The sequence below is a fragment of the Clostridium sp. JS66 genome, from assembly GCF_033561535.1.
In the GTDB taxonomy this organism is placed as follows: domain Bacteria; phylum Bacillota; class Clostridia; order Clostridiales; family Clostridiaceae; genus Clostridium_AM; species Clostridium_AM carboxidivorans.
In genome coordinates this window covers 182,550-204,954 of sequence record NZ_CP131467.1, presented here as the reverse complement: position 1 = coordinate 204,954, position 22,405 = coordinate 182,550, and the positions used below count along the sequence as shown (strand labels likewise).

General features: G+C 29.4%; 24 protein-coding genes. 2 read left to right on the top strand and 22 right to left on the bottom strand.

Going from position 1 to position 22,405, the window contains the following annotated elements; all coding sequences use genetic code 11:
- Positions 1-26: 26 nt before the first annotated feature.
- The 15 genes from Q6H37_RS00985 to Q6H37_RS00915 form a co-directional block, all read right to left on the bottom strand.
- On the bottom strand, positions 27-710 hold the full coding sequence (locus tag Q6H37_RS00985; RefSeq protein WP_318738760.1) for a F0F1 ATP synthase subunit A: 684 nt from the start codon (positions 708-710) through the stop codon (positions 27-29).
- Between the two features lie 16 nt (positions 711-726).
- The gene (locus tag Q6H37_RS00980; RefSeq protein ID WP_318738759.1) at positions 727-1,089 is read right to left on the bottom strand and encodes an ATP synthase subunit I; all 363 of its coding nucleotides are present in this window, start codon (positions 1,087-1,089) and stop codon (positions 727-729) included.
- 690 nt (positions 1,090-1,779) lie between these two features.
- On the bottom strand, positions 1,780-2,928 hold the full coding sequence (gene wecB / locus Q6H37_RS00975) for a non-hydrolyzing UDP-N-acetylglucosamine 2-epimerase (protein WP_318738758.1): 1,149 nt from the start codon (positions 2,926-2,928) through the stop codon (positions 1,780-1,782).
- Positions 2,929-2,946: 18 nt separating this feature from the next.
- Positions 2,947-3,987 (bottom strand): MraY family glycosyltransferase, encoded by a 1,041-nt coding sequence (locus Q6H37_RS00970; RefSeq protein ID WP_318738757.1) that lies wholly within the window; start codon positions 3,985-3,987, stop codon positions 2,947-2,949.
- A gap of 74 nt (positions 3,988-4,061) precedes the next feature.
- Positions 4,062-4,550 carry a deaminase gene (locus tag Q6H37_RS00965; RefSeq protein ID WP_318738756.1) on the bottom strand — a complete coding sequence of 163 codons (489 nt, stop codon included), beginning with the start codon at positions 4,548-4,550 and terminating at the stop codon, positions 4,062-4,064.
- 190 nt (positions 4,551-4,740) lie between these two features.
- Complete coding sequence (gene upp, locus Q6H37_RS00960) at positions 4,741-5,370, bottom strand: uracil phosphoribosyltransferase (protein WP_318738755.1); 630 nt, start codon at positions 5,368-5,370, stop codon at positions 4,741-4,743.
- Positions 5,371-5,385: 15 nt separating this feature from the next.
- Complete coding sequence (gene rpiB / locus Q6H37_RS00955) at positions 5,386-5,835, bottom strand: ribose 5-phosphate isomerase B (protein WP_318738754.1); 450 nt, start codon at positions 5,833-5,835, stop codon at positions 5,386-5,388.
- 81 nt (positions 5,836-5,916) lie between these two features.
- Positions 5,917-6,375, bottom strand: coding sequence for a low molecular weight protein arginine phosphatase (locus tag Q6H37_RS00950; RefSeq protein WP_318738753.1), 459 nt, complete (start codon positions 6,373-6,375; stop codon positions 5,917-5,919).
- Positions 6,376-6,398: 23 nt separating this feature from the next.
- A complete protein-coding gene (locus tag Q6H37_RS00945; RefSeq protein ID WP_318738752.1) occupies positions 6,399-7,451 on the bottom strand; it encodes an L-threonylcarbamoyladenylate synthase in 1,053 nt (350 codons plus the stop codon).
- A 216-nt stretch (positions 7,452-7,667) separates the two neighbouring features.
- Complete coding sequence (locus tag Q6H37_RS00940; RefSeq protein ID WP_318738751.1) at positions 7,668-8,390, bottom strand: ZIP family metal transporter; 723 nt, start codon at positions 8,388-8,390, stop codon at positions 7,668-7,670.
- An 80-nt stretch (positions 8,391-8,470) separates the two neighbouring features.
- Positions 8,471-9,085 carry a hypothetical protein gene (locus tag Q6H37_RS00935; protein WP_318738750.1) on the bottom strand — a complete coding sequence of 205 codons (615 nt, stop codon included), beginning with the start codon at positions 9,083-9,085 and terminating at the stop codon, positions 8,471-8,473.
- A 38-nt stretch (positions 9,086-9,123) separates the two neighbouring features.
- Complete coding sequence (prfA, locus tag Q6H37_RS00930; protein ID WP_318738749.1) at positions 9,124-10,200, bottom strand: peptide chain release factor 1; 1,077 nt, start codon at positions 10,198-10,200, stop codon at positions 9,124-9,126.
- A gap of 66 nt (positions 10,201-10,266) precedes the next feature.
- Positions 10,267-11,139: a peptide chain release factor N(5)-glutamine methyltransferase gene (prmC, locus tag Q6H37_RS00925; RefSeq protein WP_318738748.1), complete on the bottom strand. Its 873-nt coding sequence runs from the start codon at positions 11,137-11,139 to the stop codon at positions 10,267-10,269.
- Positions 11,140-11,191: 52 nt separating this feature from the next.
- Complete coding sequence (locus Q6H37_RS00920) at positions 11,192-12,139, bottom strand: DUF1385 domain-containing protein (protein WP_318738747.1); 948 nt, start codon at positions 12,137-12,139, stop codon at positions 11,192-11,194.
- The gene (locus Q6H37_RS00915; protein WP_318738746.1) at positions 12,139-12,741 is read right to left on the bottom strand and encodes a thymidine kinase; all 603 of its coding nucleotides are present in this window, start codon (positions 12,739-12,741) and stop codon (positions 12,139-12,141) included. Before Q6H37_RS00915 ends, Q6H37_RS00920 begins: the two co-directional genes overlap by 1 nt.
- Before the next feature lie 186 nt (positions 12,742-12,927).
- On the opposite strand from Q6H37_RS00915, the gene rpmE reads away from it, so the two are divergent.
- Positions 12,928-13,146 carry a 50S ribosomal protein L31 gene (gene rpmE, locus Q6H37_RS00910; RefSeq protein ID WP_007061651.1) on the top strand — a complete coding sequence of 73 codons (219 nt, stop codon included), beginning with the start codon at positions 12,928-12,930 and terminating at the stop codon, positions 13,144-13,146.
- A gap of 59 nt (positions 13,147-13,205) precedes the next feature.
- On the opposite strand, the gene rho is transcribed toward rpmE, so the two are convergent.
- The 7 genes from rho to ypeB form a co-directional block, all read right to left on the bottom strand.
- Positions 13,206-14,684, bottom strand: coding sequence for a transcription termination factor Rho (gene rho / locus Q6H37_RS00905; protein ID WP_318738745.1), 1,479 nt, complete (start codon positions 14,682-14,684; stop codon positions 13,206-13,208).
- Positions 14,685-14,870: 186 nt separating this feature from the next.
- Complete coding sequence (locus tag Q6H37_RS00900; protein WP_318738744.1) at positions 14,871-15,212, bottom strand: hypothetical protein; 342 nt, start codon at positions 15,210-15,212, stop codon at positions 14,871-14,873.
- A 311-nt stretch (positions 15,213-15,523) separates the two neighbouring features.
- A complete protein-coding gene (locus Q6H37_RS00895) occupies positions 15,524-17,137 on the bottom strand; it encodes a CTP synthase (RefSeq protein ID WP_318738743.1) in 1,614 nt (537 codons plus the stop codon).
- Between the two features lie 302 nt (positions 17,138-17,439).
- A complete protein-coding gene (locus Q6H37_RS00890; RefSeq protein WP_318738742.1) occupies positions 17,440-17,748 on the bottom strand; it encodes a ribose-5-phosphate isomerase in 309 nt (102 codons plus the stop codon).
- 105 nt (positions 17,749-17,853) lie between these two features.
- A complete protein-coding gene (locus Q6H37_RS00885) occupies positions 17,854-18,273 on the bottom strand; it encodes a DUF1934 domain-containing protein (protein ID WP_318738741.1) in 420 nt (139 codons plus the stop codon).
- Positions 18,274-18,328: 55 nt separating this feature from the next.
- Positions 18,329-19,312 carry a tRNA 4-thiouridine(8) synthase ThiI gene (locus tag Q6H37_RS00880; RefSeq protein WP_318738740.1) on the bottom strand — a complete coding sequence of 328 codons (984 nt, stop codon included), beginning with the start codon at positions 19,310-19,312 and terminating at the stop codon, positions 18,329-18,331.
- Positions 19,313-19,469: 157 nt separating this feature from the next.
- Complete coding sequence (ypeB, locus tag Q6H37_RS00875) at positions 19,470-20,834, bottom strand: germination protein YpeB (protein ID WP_318738739.1); 1,365 nt, start codon at positions 20,832-20,834, stop codon at positions 19,470-19,472.
- Positions 20,835-21,156: 322 nt separating this feature from the next.
- Between ypeB and Q6H37_RS00870 the strand changes: the two genes are divergently transcribed.
- A complete protein-coding gene (locus Q6H37_RS00870; protein ID WP_318738738.1) occupies positions 21,157-22,398 on the top strand; it encodes an MGDG synthase family glycosyltransferase in 1,242 nt (413 codons plus the stop codon).
- Positions 22,399-22,405: the final 7 nt, after the last annotated feature.

Below are 22,405 nucleotides of genomic sequence, written 5' to 3'. Positions count from 1 at the left end.
ATCCTCCTTAAAATAATAAATTATCGTTAGTGTTCAGCTATAATTTTTATATTCATCATTGTTAACATAACAAACACTACCATCTGTATGGACGCATCAAACAAGTCAAAGAAAGCATGGAAAGGTATAGGTATTAGTAATTGAGAAAACCACGCTAAATGACCCAATCCTTGATACATCATCGAGATTATTACAGCACCTGCGGTCATATTACCAAACAGTCGTAGACTTAATGAAACTGGAAGTACTAATCTTTCCACAATATTAAGTGGTAATAGAGGTACTACTGGTTGGGCATAAGCTGTTAAATACTTTCCAAAACCAACCTTCTTTATAGCATTAACTTGCACTATAACAAATGTTATTAATGCTAAGCCAGCTGCTACACTTAAGTCTTCTGTTGGTGCTTTAGCTCCAACAATTAATGGAGCAATATTCATAACCAAAATAAAAATTGCAAGGGTTCCTATGTATGGTACAAAGCCAACATACTCTTCTCCCATATTTTCCCTAACTACATTTCTTATTGTTTCAAATAACATTTCAACAACACTTTGCTTCTTGTCAGGCACTTTTTTTAGGTTTTGTGTAAAAACTTTAGCTAAAATAGCTATAAGAATAATAAGAATCCATTGTGTAATAATGCTAGAGGTTATTCCTATGTTAAATGACCCTAGATTTATTGAAAACAATGGTTGCAACTCTTCCACTTCCTCACATCCTTTCTTAATTACTTTTAATAACTGAATATATATATACTCCCACTAAATGGGATGTATATCCAAATAAATACGGAACTACACTGTAGTTATTATACTTAAAAACAGCATATCCTATTCCCACAGCAAGTACTACTCTAAAAATAAAACTTAGTATGTACAAAGATGTAGATGAATTTTTAAATTTTTCAAATATTAGTCCACCTACTATACCATTAACACTAAAATTAATTATGGCAATTATAGTTCCAAGAAATATAATTACTCCATAATTCTTTATTATTATCTGAACACCAATAGCAATTATACTACCAAGTATAAAATTAATAATAGATACTCTTTTTATCATATCTAAAATTTCTTCATTCAACTGAAATTCCTCCACTAAGATAAACATTCTAGTTAAATCGTTCTTGAATCACACTAATACTGAATTGAAAACTTTCTGAACATGCCTTAAAAACAACCTTAATCTTTCATTTTACTCTCTACTTTCACATGATAACTTATTATATAATCTAAAGAAATATAAATAAAACGCTACATTTTGCTTATATAATTAATATTTAGCTTTAATAGTCGATTTTTTAACAATATAATTGAATTTTATTTTCATTTCTCCTATTTTTTTAAATTTGCTACGTTTTTAGTAATTTACATTTTCCTCTTTCACTTTTTCGAATTGTCTGAACACTTATCATATTACTATAATCCTATTGTTTATGGTTATTTTATCGTTTTCAGACTAATGAGAAAATTTTAAACTTCAAATCAATTTTGAATATTTTCACTGTGGAAAATTTAATTTTTCTTAAAATATTTTTAAAATATATACTTATATTAAATTGATTTCACTATAATTCAATTAATTTACACTTATAATTATACTCTACTTTTCAAATTATAAAAGGCAAACTTTAAATTTTTCTGAATTATCAAATCAATTGTAAGACAATAGTCAAATTTTATAATAACATCAACGTAAATTGCTGCTATTTATACATTCAATTACATATTTCACTTTCCTTATTTTATAAAATAGCTAGAAAATTCACATTTTCTAGCTGAATTCCTCATATTCACTTTTTTCTATTCCAAAATACTTCAATATTGATGCTGATATTCTTTGAGATGCCTTACCATCTCCATAAGGGTTTATAGCTTTGCTCATACTATCGTATTCCTCACCATTTGTAATTAAATCATTAGCCTCTTTTTTTATAGTGCTTATATCTGTTCCTACAAGTTTTACAGTACCAGCCTTTACAGCTTCTGGTCTCTCTGTAACATCCCTAAGCACAAGTACAGGTTTTCCAAGATGAGGAGCTTCTTCTTGAAGTCCACCTGAATCTGTCATAACCATATAGCATCTATTCATTAAATTATGAGTTTCCTTTGTATCTAATGGTGCTAATAAGTGAACTCTATCTACATCACCTAAAATTTTGTATACAACATTTTTAACTACAGGATTTAAATGAACAAGGTATACTATTTCTACGTCTTTATTCTCATTTACAATATCTCTTAATGCATAACATATATTTTCTATTCCCTTACCCCAATTTTCTCTTCTATGAGCTGTTACCATTATTACCTTTTTGCCATTATAATCTATATTATTGAGTTCACCATTTTTAAATACATATTTGTCGTCTACAGTAAACTCCATAGCATCTATTACTGTATTTCCTGTTACAAATATTGAATTTTGGTCTACACCTTCTCTTAATAAATTCATTTTTGATCCTGGTGTTGGTGCAAAATGCATGTCAGCTACAGCACCTGTAAGCTTTCTATTCATCTCTTCTGGAAATGGAAAATACTTATCATAAGTTCTAAGTCCTGCTTCTACATGACCTACCTTTATTTTCTGATAAAAAGCAGCTAATGCTCCTGCAAAAGTTGTTGTCGTATCTCCATGTACCAAAATTAAATCCGGCTTCTCTTGCTCAAATATTTCTTCTAATCCTTCTAAAACTCTTGTCGTTATACCTGTAAGACTTTGCTTTGTTTTCATTATGTTTAAATCAAAATCTGGCTTTATGTCAAAAAGCTCTAAAACCTGATCTAACATTTCCCTATGTTGTGCAGTTACACAAACCTTGGTATCAATTTGTTCTTTTTTTTCAAGTTCTTTGACAAGAGGAGCCATTTTTATAGCTTCAGGTCTTGTACCAAATATTGTTATAACTTTAAGTTTATCCATGAGTATCCCTCCATCATCTTATTCTCTATGTTCAAAAAATCCAAATTTCCACGCTATTACTACCAAGACTATCATAACCATAGCCAATAGGAAATATGACTTTTGGGTACTTATTTGCATAGCAATTATTGCAAAGCTACCAAGAACTGCACTTATCAAATACATTATTATAACTGCCTGCCTCTGAGTAAGTCCCATATCTAATAATCTATGATGTAAATGCCCCTTATCTGCTTGCATAATCGGCTTACCATTTATTTTTCTTCTAATCATCGCAAAAAGAATGTCATATATTGGTATTCCTAGTGCTAATATAGGTACTGCTATTGCAAAGGCTGCTGCAGACTTTATAGCTCCCTCTATGGATATAGCTGCAAGTAAAAAACCTAAAAGTTGAGCACCTGTATCTCCCATAAATATAGAAGCTGGATTAAAATTGTAAGGTAAAAAGCCTAGTATTGAACCAGATAGTATACATGTTAATACTGCTGCATCCATTCTTTCATTTAAATTTAATAGAGCTATTATAAAAATAGTTACTGAAGATATAAATGCAACACCTGCTGCTAATCCATCTAAGCCATCTATTAAATTAAGTGCATTAGTAATACCAACTACCCATATTATAGTTAAAGGTATATATAACATGCCTATGCTTACATATGTATCTATTCCAGGTGCTGCAAAAGGATTAGTTATTCGTTGTATGCTTACACCAAAAATAATCAAAGATAAAGCTGCTGCTATTTGAAACAATAACTTCTGCCATGGTTTTATATCAAATTTATCGTCTAGAAAACCACCTATAACTATTATTGTTGCTCCTACTATTATCCCTTTTTCCTGACTAGTTAGGCTTCCTGCTTTCAATATTACTGTAATAACAAATGAAAAATATATAGCAAGTCCTCCAAGAAGAGGTATAGGCTTTTTATGTACCCTTCTATTATCTTTTGGAATATCTATAGCTTTTATTTTTACAGCAAATCTCTTTACTAATGGAGTAAGTGCTGCTGAAATTATTATTGAAATTATCGCCAAAATATATAAGTTATTCATATGTTAACCTTCCTTTATTGATTGAAACTTCACCATTTGTATTAGAAAGTTCCTACTTTACATATATATAATTATCAATATGCAGCTTCTCCATCTAAGGAATCATCATTCTCAATCCATTCAGTAACATTTATCTCTCTATAGAGAGTTTTAGTATCTCGTATAATAACTTTTTCAATACCTGAATTAATTATAAACCTTTTGCAAAGTGCACAAGGTGATGCGTTATGCACATATTCTCCTATTTTATGTTCTTTACCAACCAAATACATAGTAGATCCTATCATATCTTGTCGTCTAGATGATATAATTGCATTTTGCTCAGCATGAACCGATCTGCATAACTCATATCTTGTTCCTCTTGGTACATTTAAATGTTCTCTTTTGCAATATCCTAAATCACAGCAATTTTTCCTTCCTCTTGGTGTTCCCGTATACCCTGTAGCTATTATTTCATCATTTTTAACAATTATAGCTGCAAAGTTTCTTCTTATACAAGTTCCTCTTTCCAAAACAGTCTCACATATATCTAAGTAATAATTGTCTTTATCAATTCTTATCATGTTGTCCTCCATAACTTTAATAAATTTTCATATCAAACTTTTACAAATAAAGTGTGATTTTATGAAGCACATAGACTCCCCTCTTATTTTATACTAAAAAGGATGTAATTAAAAGTCTCATTAACTATTATAATTTCAATTTATTTTATGCCAAAAATAAAAAGCAGTGAAAATATCACCGCTTGTTATTTTATTTTGTACCAAATAATCTGTCTCCTGCATCTCCAAGTCCAGGTACTATATAACCATTTTCGTTTAACTTTTCATCTACTGATGCAACATATATATCTACATCTGGATGTGCATTCATAACTACTTTTATACCCTCTGGTGCTGCTATAAGACACATTAATCTTATATTTTTAGCACCCTTTTTCTTTAATAAAGTTATAGCATCTACAGCTGATCCACCTGTAGCAAGCATAGGGTCAGTAACTATAACTTCTCTATCTTCTATATCTTGTGGAAGTTTACAAAAATATTCTACTGGTTTTAATGTTTTTTCATCCCTATAAAGACCTATATGTCCTACCTTTGCCGCTGGTATAAGTTTTAACATACCATCAACCATTCCAAGTCCTGCTCTTAATATAGGCACTATAGCTACTTTTTTACCTGCAAGCATCTTACATTTAGTTTTACATATAGGAGTTTCTATTTCTACTTCCTCTAACTGTAAATCACGAGTTACTTCGTAAGCCATAAGCATTGCTACTTCTTCTACTAATTCTCTAAAATCTTTAGAACCTGTATTTTTATCCCTTATAAAGGATAATTTGTGTAATATTAATGGATGTGCTATTTGTGTTACTTTACTCATTTTTATTCCCCCTAATTATTTAGAATACTTTTTTTCGATATCTGAAATTTTATCTATTCTTGTCTGGTGTCTACCACCTTCAAATTTTGTATCTAGGAAAATATCTACTATATCTAATGCTAATCCTAAACCAACTACTCTTTGACCTAATGCTAATATATTGGCATCATTATGTTCTCTGCAAGCATGAGCACTAAATGTATCACCACATACTGCAGCTCTTATTCCATGCACTTTATTAGCAGCTATACTTATTCCTATACCTGTGCCACAAACCAATATGCCAAAATCAAAATTTTTAGCAGCCACTTCTTCTGCAACTTTTAGTGCAAATTCAGGATAATCACATGATGATTCTGTATAAGTACCAAAATCTTCAATTTGAATACCTTTACCTTCTAAATGGGTTATAATTTCCTTTTTTAAAGGCAATCCAGCATGATCACTTCCTAAAGCAATTTTCATATAAATACCTCCAACTAAATTTATATAAATAATTTAAATATTTAACTGTCATCAAGCCGCAAAAAAAGAAGATAATAACATTTAATTAATGCCTATATCTTCCTTTAATTTTCTCAATAGTAAAATAATACTACTCCTTAATTGAGTATAAGTTTTTTTATAAACTTGTATATCACTGCCAAAAGGGTCAAGTATATCACTATTCACTGAAACATATTCATTTAAAGTAAATATTTTATATTTAAACTCAGGAAAAACCTCATATAAAACATTTCTAATACTCTCAGTCATAGTTAAAATAATTTGAGAATTTTGTATCATATCATAAGTAATTTTAACGGCCTTTCTATCACTTATATCAATCCCTATATTCTCTTTAACAACTTCGGCAGAATTTTTAGAGGTTTTACTATTGTTTACTATAGATATTCCTGCAGAAATAGCTTTTAAACCTTCAATATCACATAAATAATTGAATATGGATTCTGCCATACAACTTCTACAAGTATTACCCGTACAAACAAATAGTATGTTTTTCATGTTTAACCTCCTAAAAATAAAACTTAAACTGTAGTAATATCAAATCCAGCAGACTTTTGCAGCCTATTCATTATTGCTACTCCAACACCAATTTCTTCAAAAGCTTCAGACACTATTACGTCTACACCCTTATCATCAAAACTTCTAAGTGTTTCAAATAAATTTTTAGATATACTTATCATATCTTCTCTACTACCCAATGATACCACCATTCCATTTTTGTAGTATTTTTTTGTTTCATCCGTAGCCATTATACCCACAGATTTATTTTCACCTATATAATTTTGCACTATTTCATTGATTTTTGCAATAGTTTTTTGCAAATCTCCTGCAACAATTTTTACATGGGCTTTTGGTGCATAATGTTTGTACTTCATTCCAGGTGCTTTAGGCTTAAAATCCTTATCAGGTTTTTTCATTATAGCAGGATCTATATATGCATCCTTATCTACCTCTTTTAACATTTCAAGAGTTATTCCGCCAGGTCTTAAAATGCATACTGGCTGTACAGTACAATCTATTACTGTTGACTCCACTCCAATATCACACATTTCTCCACCAATAATATAGTCAATTTTGCCATCCATATCCTCTATGCATCTCTCTACATCTGTAGGACTTGGCCTTCCTGAAATATTAGCTGATGGAGCTGCTATAGGAACGCCACAAGCTCTTATAAACTCCCTAGCTATAATGTTTGACGGCATTCTAATGCCAACACATTTTAGTCCTGCAGTTGTCACATCTGGTACAATTTCTGACTTTTGTAGTATTAATGTCATAGGACCTGGCCAAAACTTTTCCATAAGCTTTTTTGCCACTTCCGGTATTTCCTTTACCAATGCATTTATTTCTTTAAAATCTGCTATATGCGCTATTACAGGATTATCCTGAGGCCTTCCCTTAGCTTCAAAAATCTTTTTTACAGCAGAAGGATTTAACGCATTACCTCCAAGCCCATAAACAGTTTCTGTTGGAAAAGCTACAAGCCCACCTTCTTTTATAACATTTGCTGCTTCTATTATAATATCTCTATCCAAACTTTTTTCATCTAGCATTTTTATTTTCGTATTCATCTCTATATTTACCACCTTTTTTATAAAGTTATTTTACCAGTAAACAAAAGTTAAAATGTGTTTTTTATATAAATACTAATTCCAAACACAGGCTTAATTGATAATTATACCTTAATAATACTTAAATTTCAAACCTCTTACAACTTGGCTTACTATTTTTTATAATAAAAAAAAGACCGGAAACTTAATTCTAAATTTCAACAGTCTATAAGCAATTTATATTATATTTACCATTGTAAATCCTACTATTAATCCTGCTAATATTCCAATAGTACTGGTTAATCCTTCCCATAACTTAGAGGACTCTGGTATCATCTCTCCACAAACTACATATAACATTATACCAGAGGCAAAGGATAAACAAGCGGCTAACACATTTACAGATATATTAGCTATGTACGCACCTACCCAAGTACCTATAGCTGTAGGAAAAGCCGTTATAAAAGCATAAAATAATATTTTTGGTACTTTTACCCTAGATGCCATAAGTGGAGCCGCAACAGCAATACCTTCTGGTATATCATGAACTGCAATTATTAAACTCATCTTAATCCCAAGCGTAGTTCCTGCTGCAAATCCGCACCCCATAATTATTCCTTCAGGAAAATTATGAATCATAAGTCCTAATGCAGCCATAAATGCAACTTTTAAATGTCCGTTTATACTATCTATGTTTACTTTAGTGTCAATAAATGCTATAACCATAATTCCAACTATACAAAATATCAAAGTCCACCCAAAACTCCACTTTGTAAGAGCTTCTGGAATTAGATCAAATACAACTACAGATAACATAAGGCCTCCAGCGAACCCTATCATTGCTCCTAGCATTTTATCAGATGGTTTTTTTACTATAACCCCCAGTGAAGCACCTATCATAGTTCCTATTAATGATACAATACTTCCCACAACTACAATATAAATTATATTATCCCCCAAAAAATCACTCTTTTACTTATTACTATATAAACTATTTTATTTATCTTATCTATCATATATGCCATTAATTTTATCTACATTTAAATTTTATAATTCTCAGAGTTCTTACGATAGAACTTTATTTTTTCCACCGCCTCTTCTGTAAATTCAGCATAAACACAATTTTTATATATAAGATCTAAAAGAGGATATTTATTTATGCCTCCTCTTTTTATTATAGTATAGTAATATTCATTTTCTGGATGCATAATTTTAATTCTATTATATTCACAAGCTACATATGGATGATTTTTTAAAAAATTAATACTAACAGATAGCATTCTATCACTCCTAAACTTGGATTTAGAGAGCAATATAATTTTAAAATCTTTTTCCCTAGTATCCTTTAACACAACATTTTCCACATGAACTAGAACAATCTTATCACCAGCTATATTAATTTTTTTACCGGCTAATCCCAAACTTATTTTTAACTTATATTCATCATACTGAAATGTAAGAGATTCTTTATTAATTTTTATACAAATTGCCAGTAGTATAAGTGACTCTATAACTACCAAGTAAACTATATAGAATATATAAAATTTTTTCAAAAAAATAAGTATTGCCGGTAACATAAAAAAAATAAAGCACATAGACAGCATGAATCTTTTGTAAGACTTTTTCCGCTTTCTAATGGCTTTATCTATATTCATAGTTTCCCTCTTTTCATAAAATTAATAAACAAAATTAATTATTCATTATTTCCCATAGCCTTCATTTTTTCTGCTTGATCTGTAGTTATAAGCGCATCTATAACTTCATCTATATCTCCATCTAAGTAGGAATCTAATTTATATAAAGTAAGTCCTATTCTGTGATCAGTAACTCTTCCCTGTGGGTAGTTATAAGTTCTTATTCTTTCACTTCTATCACCAGTACCAACTTGACTCTTTCTATCCTCAGCTATACCTGCACTTCTTTCTGCCTCTGCTCTTTCAAACAATCTGGATTTAAGTACCTTCATAGCTTTTTCTTTATTCTTAAGTTGAGACTTTTCATCTTGACAAGAAACTACAAGTCCTGTTGGCAAGTGAGTAATTCTTACTGCTGAATCAGTAGTATTAACGCACTGTCCACCATGTCCTGATGCTCTAAACACATCTATTCTTATGTCATTAGCATTTATAACTAAGTCCACATCATCAACTTCAGGCAAAACTGCTACTGTTGCTGTTGATGTGTGTATCCTTCCACTAGATTCTGTATCTGGAACCCTTTGAACTCTGTGAACTCCACTTTCATACTTTAATCTACTATAAGCTCCATCACCCTTTATCATAAATACAATTTCTTTAAATCCACCTATATCTGTAGCATTTAAACTTATAGTTTCAACTTTCCAGCCTTTTCGTTCAGCATATCTAGTATACATTCTTGTAAGATTTGCAGCAAACAATGCTGCTTCCTCTCCACCTGCTCCACCTCTTATTTCCACAAATACATTTTTATCATCATTAGGATCTTTAGGTAAAAGCAGTATTCTTAATTCTTGACGTGCCTCATCCATGGAAGCTTCAAGTTCTTTTATGTCCTCTTGGATCATATCCCTCATGTCTTTATCTGTTTCATCTTTTAGCATTTCTTTGTTGCTTTCCAATTCTTCTTCAGCTTTTCTATATTGTCTATACTTCATTACTAACGTTTCTAATTCTGCATGTTCTTTACATAATTTCTGCCATTCTTTTTGATCTGCCATAATTGACGGATCACTTATTTTTGCTGATAATTCCTCATATTTATTTTCTATAAACTCAAGTCTTTCTAACATACTTTTTTATCACTCCGTATAAATATTTTCACAATTAATAATTATATCACAATACTTTTATAACTATCAACTGATTTCCCTTTTTCCTTTTATAACTCTATCCTTACCTGCTAAATCCTTTATGCAACTTATATCAGTAAAACCGTTCTGTTCCAATATGCTGCTTACAGAATCTTTTTGATCATATCCTATTTCAAATAATAAGAATCCATTGTTATTCAACAATTTTAAACTTTGCGATGTAATTTTTCTGTAAAAATACAAACCGTCTTGTCCCCCGCTTAATGCCTCATAAGGTTCATAGTTCTTTACATCCTCCATTAATGTTGGAATAACATCCTCTCTTATATATGGTGGGTTTGAAACTATTATATCAAACTTTTCTTTATTATCTATAAAATAATTTAACAAATCACTTTTTATAACTTCCACCTTATGTTTAAGCTGAAACCTTTTAATATTTTCTAAAGTAACTTCATAGGCAACATTGGAAATATCACTGCACTTAACTTTTATATCTTCTACAAATTTTGCAATGGATATACCTATTGCACCGCTCCCGCAGCATACATCACATGCATTTTTTAACTTTTGTTCTTTTATACACTTTATAGCTAGTTCTACTAAAACTTCTGTATCAGGTCTCGGAATTAGTACTCCTTCTTTTATATAGAAATCAAGTCCCATAAATTCACATTCACCTAATATATACTTTATAGGCATCTTCTGCTTTCTAAGGTTAATAAAATTACAATATTCTTGTTCTTCATTAACAGTTACTTTATAATCTCTATTTAAAAGTATAAAAAGTCTATCCTTTTTTATTACTTTTCCAAGAAGAAGTTCACAATCTATTTGATAACTATCTATTCCTACTGACCTTAGTGCTTCATATCCAAATTTTAAGAGCTTTCCAATATTAAATTGTTCCTTCTCCATATATTTTCTCCATTCCTCATTATATTACTTTATTTAATCTTAGTAAACAATACTAATTTTCATTTTTTAATTCTTCATTTTCTTCTGTTTCTATACCTTCTGCCCACTTAAGAGCCTTTATAGCCACTTCTAGCTGCTCCAAATCAGGCTCTCTTGTGGTAAGCTTTTGAAGCATAAGTCCTGGATAAGAGGTTATTTTTGATAAAATACTATCACTTTTTCCCATCCATTTAATAATTTCATAAGTAATCCCTGAAACTACAGGTAAAAGTATAATTCTATATAGGATCCTTTGCCACAAACTACTCCACCCAGTAAACGAAAATAATATTATACTTACTATCATAACCAAAAATAAAAAATTAGTTCCGCATCTTGGATGAAATCTTTGAAATTTTTTAGCATTTTCAGGTATAAGTTCCATATCATTTTCATAACAAAATATAGTTTTGTGTTCTGCTCCATGATATTGAAAAACCCTGTTTATATCATCCATCTTACCTATAAGGTATATATATGTTAAAAAGATTAGCACCCTTATAATGCCCTCAATTATATTTAAACCTACGGTACTATAAATTCCTATCCTTTTAAAAATATTAGCTGCAAAGGTAGGCAGTATAAAAAATAATATTGTGGCTATTCCTATGGATATAATTAATGTTATTCCCATAAGCACATCATCACTTTTATCCTTAAATACGCTTTCAAACCATTTGTCTAATTTACTAGGCTTTTCCTCCTCTTCAGGTTCTTCAAAAAATGATGCAGAATAATTTAATGTATTTATACCTATTACTAAGGATTCTATTAAGGATACAAATCCTCTTAAAATAGGTAAGCCCAATAGTTTGTTTCTCTTTGTATAAGGTATAGATTCTTTCCTGTCTACAACAATTTCTCCATTAGGTTTTCTTACAGCTGTAGCTATACCCTTCATTCCTCTCATCATTACGCCTTCAATTACAGCCTGTCCTCCAACCGAAGTCTTAACCGACATTATTTCACCCCATTTTTACATTTCATTTTATATTCAAAATAGCATTTTGGACACAACGGCTCATATTCAACATTATCTTCTTTATCAATAGCTATTTGTTTACCTTCAAATACAAATTCACCATTTATTTTTCTTCCGTTTACAAGTGCTTTTTTGCCACAATTACATATAGTCTTTAACTCTTCTAAGCTGTGTGCTAATAAAAGTAATCTTTCACTACCTTCAAAACCATTCATTTGAAAGTCAGTTCTAAGTCCATAGCATATAGTTGGTATGTCCTTAATTACTGCTATTTTGAATAGTTCATCTATCTGATCTTTTTTAAAAAATTGTACTTCATCCACTAAAATGCAATCTATTTTTCCATTTTCCTCAACATATTTTTCTACTCTTTCATAAATATTTTCATTTTCATCAAGTAACATATCCACCTTTCTGTTTATTCCCAACCTTGAAATAACTTTATCTCCTCCTTTGGTATCAGTATAAGGTTTTATAATTATAACCTTCATTCCTCTTTCTTCATAATTATGAGCTACTTGAAGTAAATTAGTAGATTTACCACAATTCATAGCTCCATATCTAAAATATAATTTGCTCATTCTATTAACCCCTCTACATTTTAACTTTTTTAAACTGTTTTATTAAACAAATATATTTTAACAGACCCAATATATATATTAAAGAGTTGTTTTAAACAATTTATTCATTGACTTAATCTTAACCCTTGTGTTATAATACAATAGTTAAAATAGAGGTATATCCTCAAACTGAGAGAGGTGAAAAATATGAAAAACGGCATACATCCAGAATACCATCATGATGCGGTAGTTAAGTGTGCATGTGGAAACTCTTTTACAACTGGTTCAACTCAAAAAGAACTAAAAGTTGAAATATGCTCTAAATGCCATCCATTCTTCACTGGTAAACAGAAGTTAGTTGACGTTGGTGGAAGAGTTGATAAGTTTATGAAGAAATTTAACTTAACTATGGAAGATAATAAGTAATTTAATTTTCTTAAAACTTATTGAAAAACCTGTCCTTTACATCTAAAGGACAGGTTTTATTATTTATCTACGTTCTTAGTCATATCCATTTTGCTGGCCAAATTTATAAACTCTTCATTATTTCTTGTCTTTGATAGAAGATTTATCAACTGCTCTGTAACATTTTGAGTATTGTTTTCATCATATAAAACTTTTCTTATATTAAATGCAGCATCTTTCTCTGCTTGATTTTCAAATAATAAATCGTCTCTTCTTGTTCCTGATTTATATACATCTATAGCAGGGAATATTCTTCTCTCTTGAAGTCTTCTATTAAGATGTACTTCCATATTTCCTGTACCCTTAAATTCTTCAAATATCATATCATCCATTCTGCTTCCTGTTTCTACAAGTGCTGTAGCAAGTATAGTAAGACTGCCGCCTTCTTCTATATTTCTTGCTGCACCAAAAAACTTTTTAGGCATTATTAATGCTCCTGGATCTAATCCACCTGAAAGAGTCCTGCCTGTAGGAGTTATAGTTAAATTATAGGCTCTAGAAAGTCTTGTTATACTATCTAATAAAATTACTACATCTTGCCCCTGTTCTACCATTCTTTTTGCTCTTTCAAGCACCATGTATGCAACTTTTGTATGGTGTTCAGGTTCTTCATCAAATGTTGAATAAATAACTTCACCTTTAATATTCCTTTGCATGTCTGTAACTTCTTCAGGTCTTTCATCTATTAAAACAACAATGAGTTTAACTAATGGATGATTTGCAGATATACTTTGAGCTATCCTTTTTAGAAGAGTGGTTTTACCTGCTTTAGGTGGAGCAACTATAATTCCCCTTTGTCCTTTACCTATAGGAGATATTATATCCATAAGTCTTGTTGATAAATTTTCCCGATTAGTCTCTAGATTCAATCTTTGATTTGGATAGATAGGAATAAGAGTTTCAAATGGTTTTCTTCCAACTGCTCTTTCTGGATTTTCACCATTTACTTTTTCTACATAGAGCAGCGCCTTAAACTTTTCTCCTTCTTTAGGAATTCTAACTTTTCCTTGAACTTCATCACCAGTTTTTAAATTAAATCTTCTTATTTGAGATGGGGATACATATATATCATCTGGTCCTGTTAAATAATTTCTACCCCTTAAGAATCCGTAATTATTATTTTCTATTATTTCTAGTACTCCTCTTGCTGTATCAGATTCGTTTATCATCTCTTTGAGTTTTTCTCTTTTTTCTTCTTCATTATTTTTATGTTCTTCAACTTTGTCAGTTAATGTTTTTTTATCAGTTAATACTTTTGTTTCCTGATTTTTTGTTTCTTTTTCTGACTGAATTTCATTGTCATTAACTATTGATTCACTTTTAGGGCTTATTTTTTCTCTAAGTATTTTTCCATCTTTTTCAATGGATGCAGGAGAAACTTTTTTAATTTCTTCTATCAATTCAGATTTTTTATACTTAGATATATTCTTAATTCCAAGACTTTTTGCCAATAATTTCAACTCAGCAACAGTCATGCCCTCTATATCCTTAGTCACCAAAAAATAACACCTCACAATATTAAGTTTTCACAATTTATTATAATCTTAGGGAAACGTTTAAGAGAATTCCAATTTAAAAGAATATACCGTACAATACATTATACCCCTTTTTTTTATTTTAATCCACATTTTTCACATTAAATATTATATCCAAGTAAATTTTTAATTTAAGCGCATTTATACAGTCTACATCATAGCATATAAACTTCTATTAACATTATTACATCTATCTACTCTTTGTTTCACTTCATCGTAATTTCCTATATAAAACAGAGGAATGCCTAACACTTCACATCCTCCAACTATCAATTCCCTTTTTATAAGCTCGTTAAAACTATATCTATAATAATGAAAGCTTTCACAGACAGGACACTTTATTTCAATACTGATTCCTTTATTAACAGTTTTTAATTTTAAAGAAGGGAATCTTTCACTAATTTTGCTTGCTTCAAATAGAGAAAAATTTTTAACGTCATAAGACCCACTAAAATTTTTCAATGCAATACTTATATCCATATCTAATAACATAAAAGTCACCCCTTCCCTTTTCACAAAGTTTTATATATATTATTTCTATACATATCATTAAAATCCTTCATGAAAATTCTACAATTATTATTTTCATGCAACATTTTTCTTAAAGAAATAAAAAAATAGCCTAATAAAAATATTTCTTAAAATTGAATAAGGTAAATAAAAAACCTATTTAGTCAAAACTTATTTTAGCATTACTATATATTACACTTATATTTGTGCAAATAGTAATAATAAATTTTAACCAAACAGGTTTTATATTAACGTAACTATATACAATTAAAAAAACAGTACAATACTTTTAACTAAAGTTCAACATCAGTATTATCTAAAGACGCCTTTATAAATTCTCTAAATAAAGGATGTGGTCTATTAGGTCTTGATTTTAATTCAGGGTGAAATTGAACTGCTACAAACCAAGGATGATCCTTTATTTCAACAATTTCAACAAGTCTAGAATCTGGGCTTGTTCCTGATAAAATAAGGCCCGCATCTGTTAACGCCTTTCTGTATTCATTATTGAATTCATATCTATGTCTATGTCTTTCATATATAACTTCTTCGCCATAAGCCTCAAAGGAATTAGTACTTTTTGAAAGCTTGCATGGATAAACTCCAAGCCTCATAGTGCCGCCTTTTTCGTCTATATCCTTTTGATCTGGCATTAAATCAATTACAGGATAATTTGTATCTTCATTAAACTCTGAGCTATGAGCTTGTTTATATCCTACTACATTTCTAGCAAATTCTATTACAGCACATTGCATTCCAAGACATATTCCAAGGAAAGGTACATTATTTTGTCTAGCCCATCTTACTGTTTCTATTTTTCCTTCTACTCCTCTATCTCCAAATCCACCAGGAACTAAAATTCCATCCACATCTTTTAGATACTCTGATACATTTTCAGAAGTAACATCTACTGCATTTATCCATCTTATATTTACATTAGCATTATTAGCATATCCACCATGACTTAAGGCTTCAACTACTGATATATATGCATCATGTAATTCAACATACTTTCCAACTAAACCTATTGTAACATTTTTTGAAAGGTTTTTAATTCTATCTACCATACTAATCCATTCAGTATTGTCTATTGGTTTACTCTGCAAATTTAGCTTACGACAAACTAAATTATCTAATCCTTCTTTATTAAGCATCAAAGGAACTTCATATAAATTTTCTGCATCTAAATTTTGAATTACAGCATCTCTATCTACATTACAGAATAAACCTATCTTTTCTTTCAAATCATCAGAAAGAGGTTTTTCTGAACGACAAACTATTATATCTGGCTGTATTCCTATACTTCTTAATTCTTTTACTGAATGTTGAGTAGGCTTTGTTTTAAGCTCACCTGATTTTCGAAGATATGGTATAAGAGTAACATGTATAAAGCAAACATTTTCTCTTCCTACATCATATTTTATCTGTCTTATAGCTTCTAAAAACGGTAATGACTCTATATCTCCTATAGTTCCACCAATTTCAGTTATAACTACATCTACATCTCTTTCTTTTCCAACTCTATACACTCTTGATTTTATTTCATTAGTTATATGGGGAATTACTTGAACAGTACCACCTAAGTAATCTCCTTTTCTTTCTTTTGAAATTACAGACCAATAAATCTTTCCTGTAGTAACATTACTATTCTTACTTAAACTTTCATCAATGAATCTTTCATAATGGCCTAAATCCAAATCCGTTTCTGCACCATCATCCGTTACAAAAACTTCACCGTGTTGATATGGACTCATTGTTCCTGGGTCTATATTTATATATGGATCAAACTTTTGAATTGAAACTTTAAATCCTCTATTCTTTAAAAGTCTTCCTAACGAAGCTGCTGTTATTCCTTTTCCTAATGAGGATACTACTCCTCCAGTTACAAACACATATTTTGTACTCATAAAACTTCCTGCTTAAAAAAGCAGTCTTCACCCCCTATGTTTTATAATATTTCTAGTTTTCTCTTTTTACTTTGAGAGAAAACCACTCCTCAGCAAACTATAAATATAAGTCTGCTGCTTATGTTAAACTTTTATTCAATTATGCTAAAATATTTGTTGACAAACTTTTTTATTAGTTTTATAATAAAAAATACCCTATACATTATATAATGGTATTTTTATGTTTTAAAACATACTTAATATACTACCACATTTTTATTTGTTATGCCACACTTTTTTTTATCTTTCTTTTAAAAAATATTTTATTCTATTTTTTCTAATACATTTTCTGCTTCAAAATACATATTTCTTATCTTTGTATTTAACAATATCTTTTCTCTTGCTTTTCTAAAATTACTATTTATGTTTTTTGTATTTATGCTTGGAAAGTCTTGTTGTATCATCTTCGTGTCATCACATCCATACTTTTTTATCAATAGAAAAAAAAGATATTTACATTCTTTATCTTTTAATATTTCTAATAATTTTTCTCTATTTATGCCTTTGTATTCACATAAAATATTTATTATCTTTTCATATTGTTCCCTTTTATCATTAAAATACTTAGACATAATACTCACCTTCTTATTTTGTTTATATAATTAGTAATAATATTGCCATAATCTTCAATTTATAAACCTTAATGTGTAATTAAAGTAAAAAAACGCAGCATACTATTATTGCTGCGTCTTTATATTTATTTCTAATAATGTATTTTGAGGTTTATGTCCAGATATACTCATAATATAATCTATAAATACTTCTCCACCATCATCATCTAAATTAACAATTAATTTGTTTGTTTGAGTTTTCAATTCTAATGTTCCATAAGGAGTATCATACATAGATATATCTTCTTTTCCTTTATAGAATTCCATTTTACTAGTAGTACTTCCTGATCTTATAAGTGAGAATTTATCTTCACTTATTCTCAATGTAGTTGTAGTACCTTCCATTCCCGAAATTTTAGTTTCTTTATAAATAGCATAATAGGTGTTATCCTTTTTATAAAAGTTTCCTGGCGTTACTACTTCAATAACATCATCTGTATCTTCTGTTTGCTTACTTAATACAGATATAATAGCTTTCTTTTTCATAAAACCCCCCCCTCCATAGTACTAGCCTTTAAAACATAACCTTTAACTTCATCATTTATGGTAATATATATTTATTTATTTCTTCTTCAGTAGCAGCTTTAACTTCCATAAACTTATCCAAAGGTTGCTTATAATATCCATATTTAATTTCTATTTTTTCTTCATTTTTTCCTTTGCAATACCTTCCAGTAATCTTTGCTGCAAATTCTATATCTTCTTCAGTTGCTTCTCCTATTATTATAACCATAGAGCCATTAAAATCCTTTGCCAAAAATATCATATCTTTTTTAGTTAAGTATTGCTTTATTTCTTGTGCTTCTTCTGCAGTTCTTGTAGAAATAATTTTAGCTTTTTCTGACACTCTAAAATGTCTTCCATATTTTAAAACTCCTAAATCGCTAGCAATTATATCTTCTTTTTTATCTAAAAGGTCCCTTAATCTTTTTGCATAGTTAGGCTCAGTAAGTTTACAGCCTCCAGCTGGTGATGGGTAATCCTTTATACCCCATTTTTCTGCTAATTCCATTTGAACCTTTCTGCTTCTTCCTGATATGTCCATAAGTTTTTCCCTATCAACTAATCCCTCTAATTCCATTTTTGTTGGAGCAAGATTTTTAGCACATAATGGCCTCAATATTTTATCACTAAATCCAGATTCCTTTTTTACTACATCTAATGAGCTTTTATTTTGAGACATAGGCCTTTGATTTAAAACTTCACCTGTTATTATAAAATCAGCTTCATACTTTTCTAGCATTTTACCTGAATAATTCATCATCATTGCATGACAGTCAATGCAAGGGTTCATATTTTTTCCATACCCATGTTTTGGGTTCTTAACCATACTAAAATGTTCTTCTGAAAAATCAACAACTTCCAAAGGAATATTTATCTGTTCTGCCATCCTTATAGCATTTTTAGCTCCAAAAAAATGAGACTTAAAACATATTCCTATTACTTCTATTCCCTGATCCTTCATAAGTTTTGCTGCTAATGTACTATCTAATCCTCCGGACATCATTGCAAGTGCTTTTGTCATACTATCACCTTTCCTGTGGACTATAAAATTAGTCCTACTTTTATTTTTAAAACTTCTAAGTAATAGTTTAGTTAATTTTCAGCACTTTATCAATAGATTAATTTTCTTAATCATATATTTTTTGCAAAACTATAAAGAATTTTAGGTTATATATTGTTTACATTGTAAGTTTACCATTTGGAGTATTTATAATTTGAACTATTTTTTGCTCATATCCAGTTTCTGCATTTATATATACTATAAAATTATCCTCTTTATAATTTCCTGAAAATTCATAGCATAATACTTCTTTATTTGTTTCTGTTGGAACTACAACAAGTCTTACATTAGTTATATTAAGCCTTTTACCTACTCTTTCTCTCGCTTTATCTCCACTTATCTTAGGTGTAGGTATATTTCTGTTTTCTTCATGAGATGTAAGATACTTTTCTGATTCTATTCCTACTATGCTGCCGTCATCCAAAGCTATTTTCAACTTTATTTGATCTGGATACATTATAACATTCTGCTGTCTGTATACATAACTTATTAGAGCAGTGTCTCCGTAATTTAGCGTATATGTAGGAATCATATTTTTATATCCTATGTTTTGTAAATACTTAGTTCCAATATCAACAGATTTATTAAAGTCTACATTAGTCTTATTTATAGTTCTATTATCAAGCAAATATACTACCTTTCCACCATGTTTACTTATTTCACAAATTATATCACTATTCTTTCTCCCCTTAATAGTTACTTGAAATCTATATGTGTCTATATTTTGTTTTCCTGTACTAGCTTTTAATTGTACAGCTTGAATTTTGTCTTTGCCTATAATTTGAGTAACTACTTGTTCTGCTTCTTTTTGTGAAATTTGCTTTTGAGAATTTATTTTAGGATTTATTTTTAAAGTATTATCTGAAAATGGTCCATCATAAATTAATGCAGGATATTGAGTTACTTGTTTTTGTATACCTTGGAACTGTTCACTTATTAATGGTTCTTTATTACTAGCAAGAACACTGCTAGTTTTCTTTCTTATATCTCCCCACTTAACCTTACCATTATTTATTTCATCAGATGCTGTTTTTAATTGCTTCTCCAATGAAAAAGATTCGTTCTTCAACCTGTCTATAGTATTATAATCTTGTTCGTTTAGTTCTCTTCCTTCGGAAGATACTTTAGCTAAAGTATAACAAAAGTCTCCTACTTGAGATATAAATTTACTTGTATCACCTATAACCTGTTGGGATATTGGTAAAGAATGAAGTTTATCATTTGCTATAGCTGAGTATCTGAATATATCTTCAAATACAACTATACTTTGCTCCCTAGATCCAACCACATTTGATTTTCCTAAATCTACCCTTATGTTTTGCACTGAATTTATAAGGTCATACATATTTTTACTATATTCGCCTTGAAGGTAATTCCTATAATCCGTTCTTTCGAGGGTCATAAGAATTGCAAAAGTGCTTGAAAAAACTACTATTAATGCAACTACAGATGTATATATTATTCTCTTTCTAGTAAATTTCATAAAAACTCCTCCTAAAATACTTATTTTAAATACAACTTATTTATATTATCCATATTTAATTAATTGTTATTCATTATGTAGCTATTTTCTTAAACATTATGAATAAAACCATATTTTAGAGTCAAAAATAAATTAAATAATAGTAAAAAATTATAACTATAAATAAACTTTTGAATTACAATATATAGTATATAAACATATTATCTTAACATTAAATTTTTCTTACTTATATTAATTTTTTCTTAAATGTTATCTAAACTTGTTTATTATTGCTCTTATATTTTATATAATGTTATTACATACTTAACCAGAAGGTGATTAAATGAAATTTTTGATTCTTTCAGTTTCTGCCGGCGGAGGACACGGTCATGCTGCAGAAGCACTAAAAGATTATATAAATTTAGAAATTCCTGATTCAGAAATAAAAATTATAGATACATTAAAATATATAAATCCGATAATTGATAAGGTAGTAATTGGAAGTTATTTGAAAACTTTAAAAGTTACTCCTTCTCTTTATGGAAAATTATATAATTATTCAGAAGGAGATTATGGAATTACTAATACTATTAGTGCTAAATTTAATGAAATAATGACTTACAAACTAATACCATTAATTGATGAATTTTCTCCTAACATTTTGATATGCACTCATCCATTTACAACAGAAATGGTATCTATAATGAAAGCTAAATATAATTTAAATATACCTGTTATGTCCATAATCACGGACTATTATCCCCATGGATCTTGGTTACATTCTTACATAGATGCTTATGTAGTTTCAAACAAAGACATGGTTGAAGACATGGTATCCAAAGGAATACCAAGAAACACAATTCACGATTTAGGTATACCTGTAAACCCTAGCTTTATGGACAAATATAAAAAGGATGACACTCTAAAGAAATTAAACTTGAGCCCTTCCAAATTTACTATCCTAGTTATGGGTGGGAGTTTAGGTATGGGTAAAATTACAGATGTATATCATGAACTTAATAAAGTAGATAAAGATATCCAAATAATTGTAATAACAGGTAAAAATGAAAAACTTTATAATGAACTATCAACATTAGAACAATCTTCAATTAAACCTACTAAAATAATAGGATTTACTGACAAAGTCAATAAATATATGCAAGCTTGTGATTTACTTTTAACTAAACCTGGTGGGCTTACAATAACAGAAGCTCTTATATGCGGAATCCCTTTAGGAATTTTTTCTCCAATTCCAGGGCAAGAAGAAAAAAATGCAGAGTTTCTTTTAGATCACAATTTAGCTATTAATTTATCCGATACTAGTAAATGTCAAGAAATCATAGAAAATTTATTACAGTTTGAAGATAAATTGACAGCTATGAAAACAAACTGCAGTAAATTTTCAAAGCCTGATAGTGGCGATAAAATAGTCGAACTCATAAAATATTTAATAAAAAACAAAAGCGTTTCAGGCTTAAAAAACTTTAATAAAGATTATGAAAAAGATAACAATATTAAAACATTTTTTAAATCTGTTGAAGAATACTTTATGAAAACAGCAATTAAAATTTTTGCAAATAACTAAAAAATCC

Bases quoted from the DNA above. Each gene is read 5' to 3' on its own strand.
- Q6H37_RS00965 (WP_318738756.1), bottom strand. From the start codon at position 4,550: ATGATAAGAATTGATAAAGACAATTATTACTTAGATATATGTGAGACT.
- prmC (WP_318738748.1), bottom strand. From the start codon at position 11,139: ATGGAGAAGGAACAATTTAATATTGGAAAGCTCTTAAAATTTGGATAT.
- wecB (WP_318738758.1), bottom strand. From the start codon at position 2,928: ATGGATAAACTTAAAGTTATAACAATATTTGGTACAAGACCTGAAGCT.
- Q6H37_RS00895 (WP_318738743.1), bottom strand. From the start codon at position 17,137: ATGAGTACAAAATATGTGTTTGTAACTGGAGGAGTAGTATCCTCATTA.
- Q6H37_RS00870 (WP_318738738.1), top strand. From the start codon at position 21,157: ATGAAATTTTTGATTCTTTCAGTTTCTGCCGGCGGAGGACACGGTCAT.
- rpiB (WP_318738754.1), bottom strand. From the start codon at position 5,835: ATGAAAATTGCTTTAGGAAGTGATCATGCTGGATTGCCTTTAAAAAAG.
- ypeB (WP_318738739.1), bottom strand. From the start codon at position 20,834: ATGAAATTTACTAGAAAGAGAATAATATATACATCTGTAGTTGCATTA.
- Q6H37_RS00880 (WP_318738740.1), bottom strand. From the start codon at position 19,312: ATGACAAAAGCACTTGCAATGATGTCCGGAGGATTAGATAGTACATTA.
- upp (WP_318738755.1), bottom strand. From the start codon at position 5,370: ATGAGTAAAGTAACACAAATAGCACATCCATTAATATTACACAAATTA.
- rpmE (WP_007061651.1), top strand. From the start codon at position 12,928: ATGAAAAACGGCATACATCCAGAATACCATCATGATGCGGTAGTTAAG.
- Q6H37_RS00945 (WP_318738752.1), bottom strand. From the start codon at position 7,451: ATGAATACGAAAATAAAAATGCTAGATGAAAAAAGTTTGGATAGAGAT.
- Q6H37_RS00950 (WP_318738753.1), bottom strand. From the start codon at position 6,375: ATGAAAAACATACTATTTGTTTGTACGGGTAATACTTGTAGAAGTTGT.
- Q6H37_RS00890 (WP_318738742.1), bottom strand. From the start codon at position 17,748: ATGTCTAAGTATTTTAATGATAAAAGGGAACAATATGAAAAGATAATA.
- Q6H37_RS00935 (WP_318738750.1), bottom strand. From the start codon at position 9,085: ATGAATATAGATAAAGCCATTAGAAAGCGGAAAAAGTCTTACAAAAGA.
- prfA (WP_318738749.1), bottom strand. From the start codon at position 10,200: ATGTTAGAAAGACTTGAGTTTATAGAAAATAAATATGAGGAATTATCA.
- Q6H37_RS00885 (WP_318738741.1), bottom strand. From the start codon at position 18,273: ATGAAAAAGAAAGCTATTATATCTGTATTAAGTAAGCAAACAGAAGAT.
- Q6H37_RS00900 (WP_318738744.1), bottom strand. From the start codon at position 15,212: ATGTTATTAGATATGGATATAAGTATTGCATTGAAAAATTTTAGTGGG.
- Q6H37_RS00915 (WP_318738746.1), bottom strand. From the start codon at position 12,741: ATGAGCAAATTATATTTTAGATATGGAGCTATGAATTGTGGTAAATCT.
- Q6H37_RS00920 (WP_318738747.1), bottom strand. From the start codon at position 12,139: ATGTCGGTTAAGACTTCGGTTGGAGGACAGGCTGTAATTGAAGGCGTA.
- Q6H37_RS00970 (WP_318738757.1), bottom strand. From the start codon at position 3,987: ATGAATAACTTATATATTTTGGCGATAATTTCAATAATAATTTCAGCA.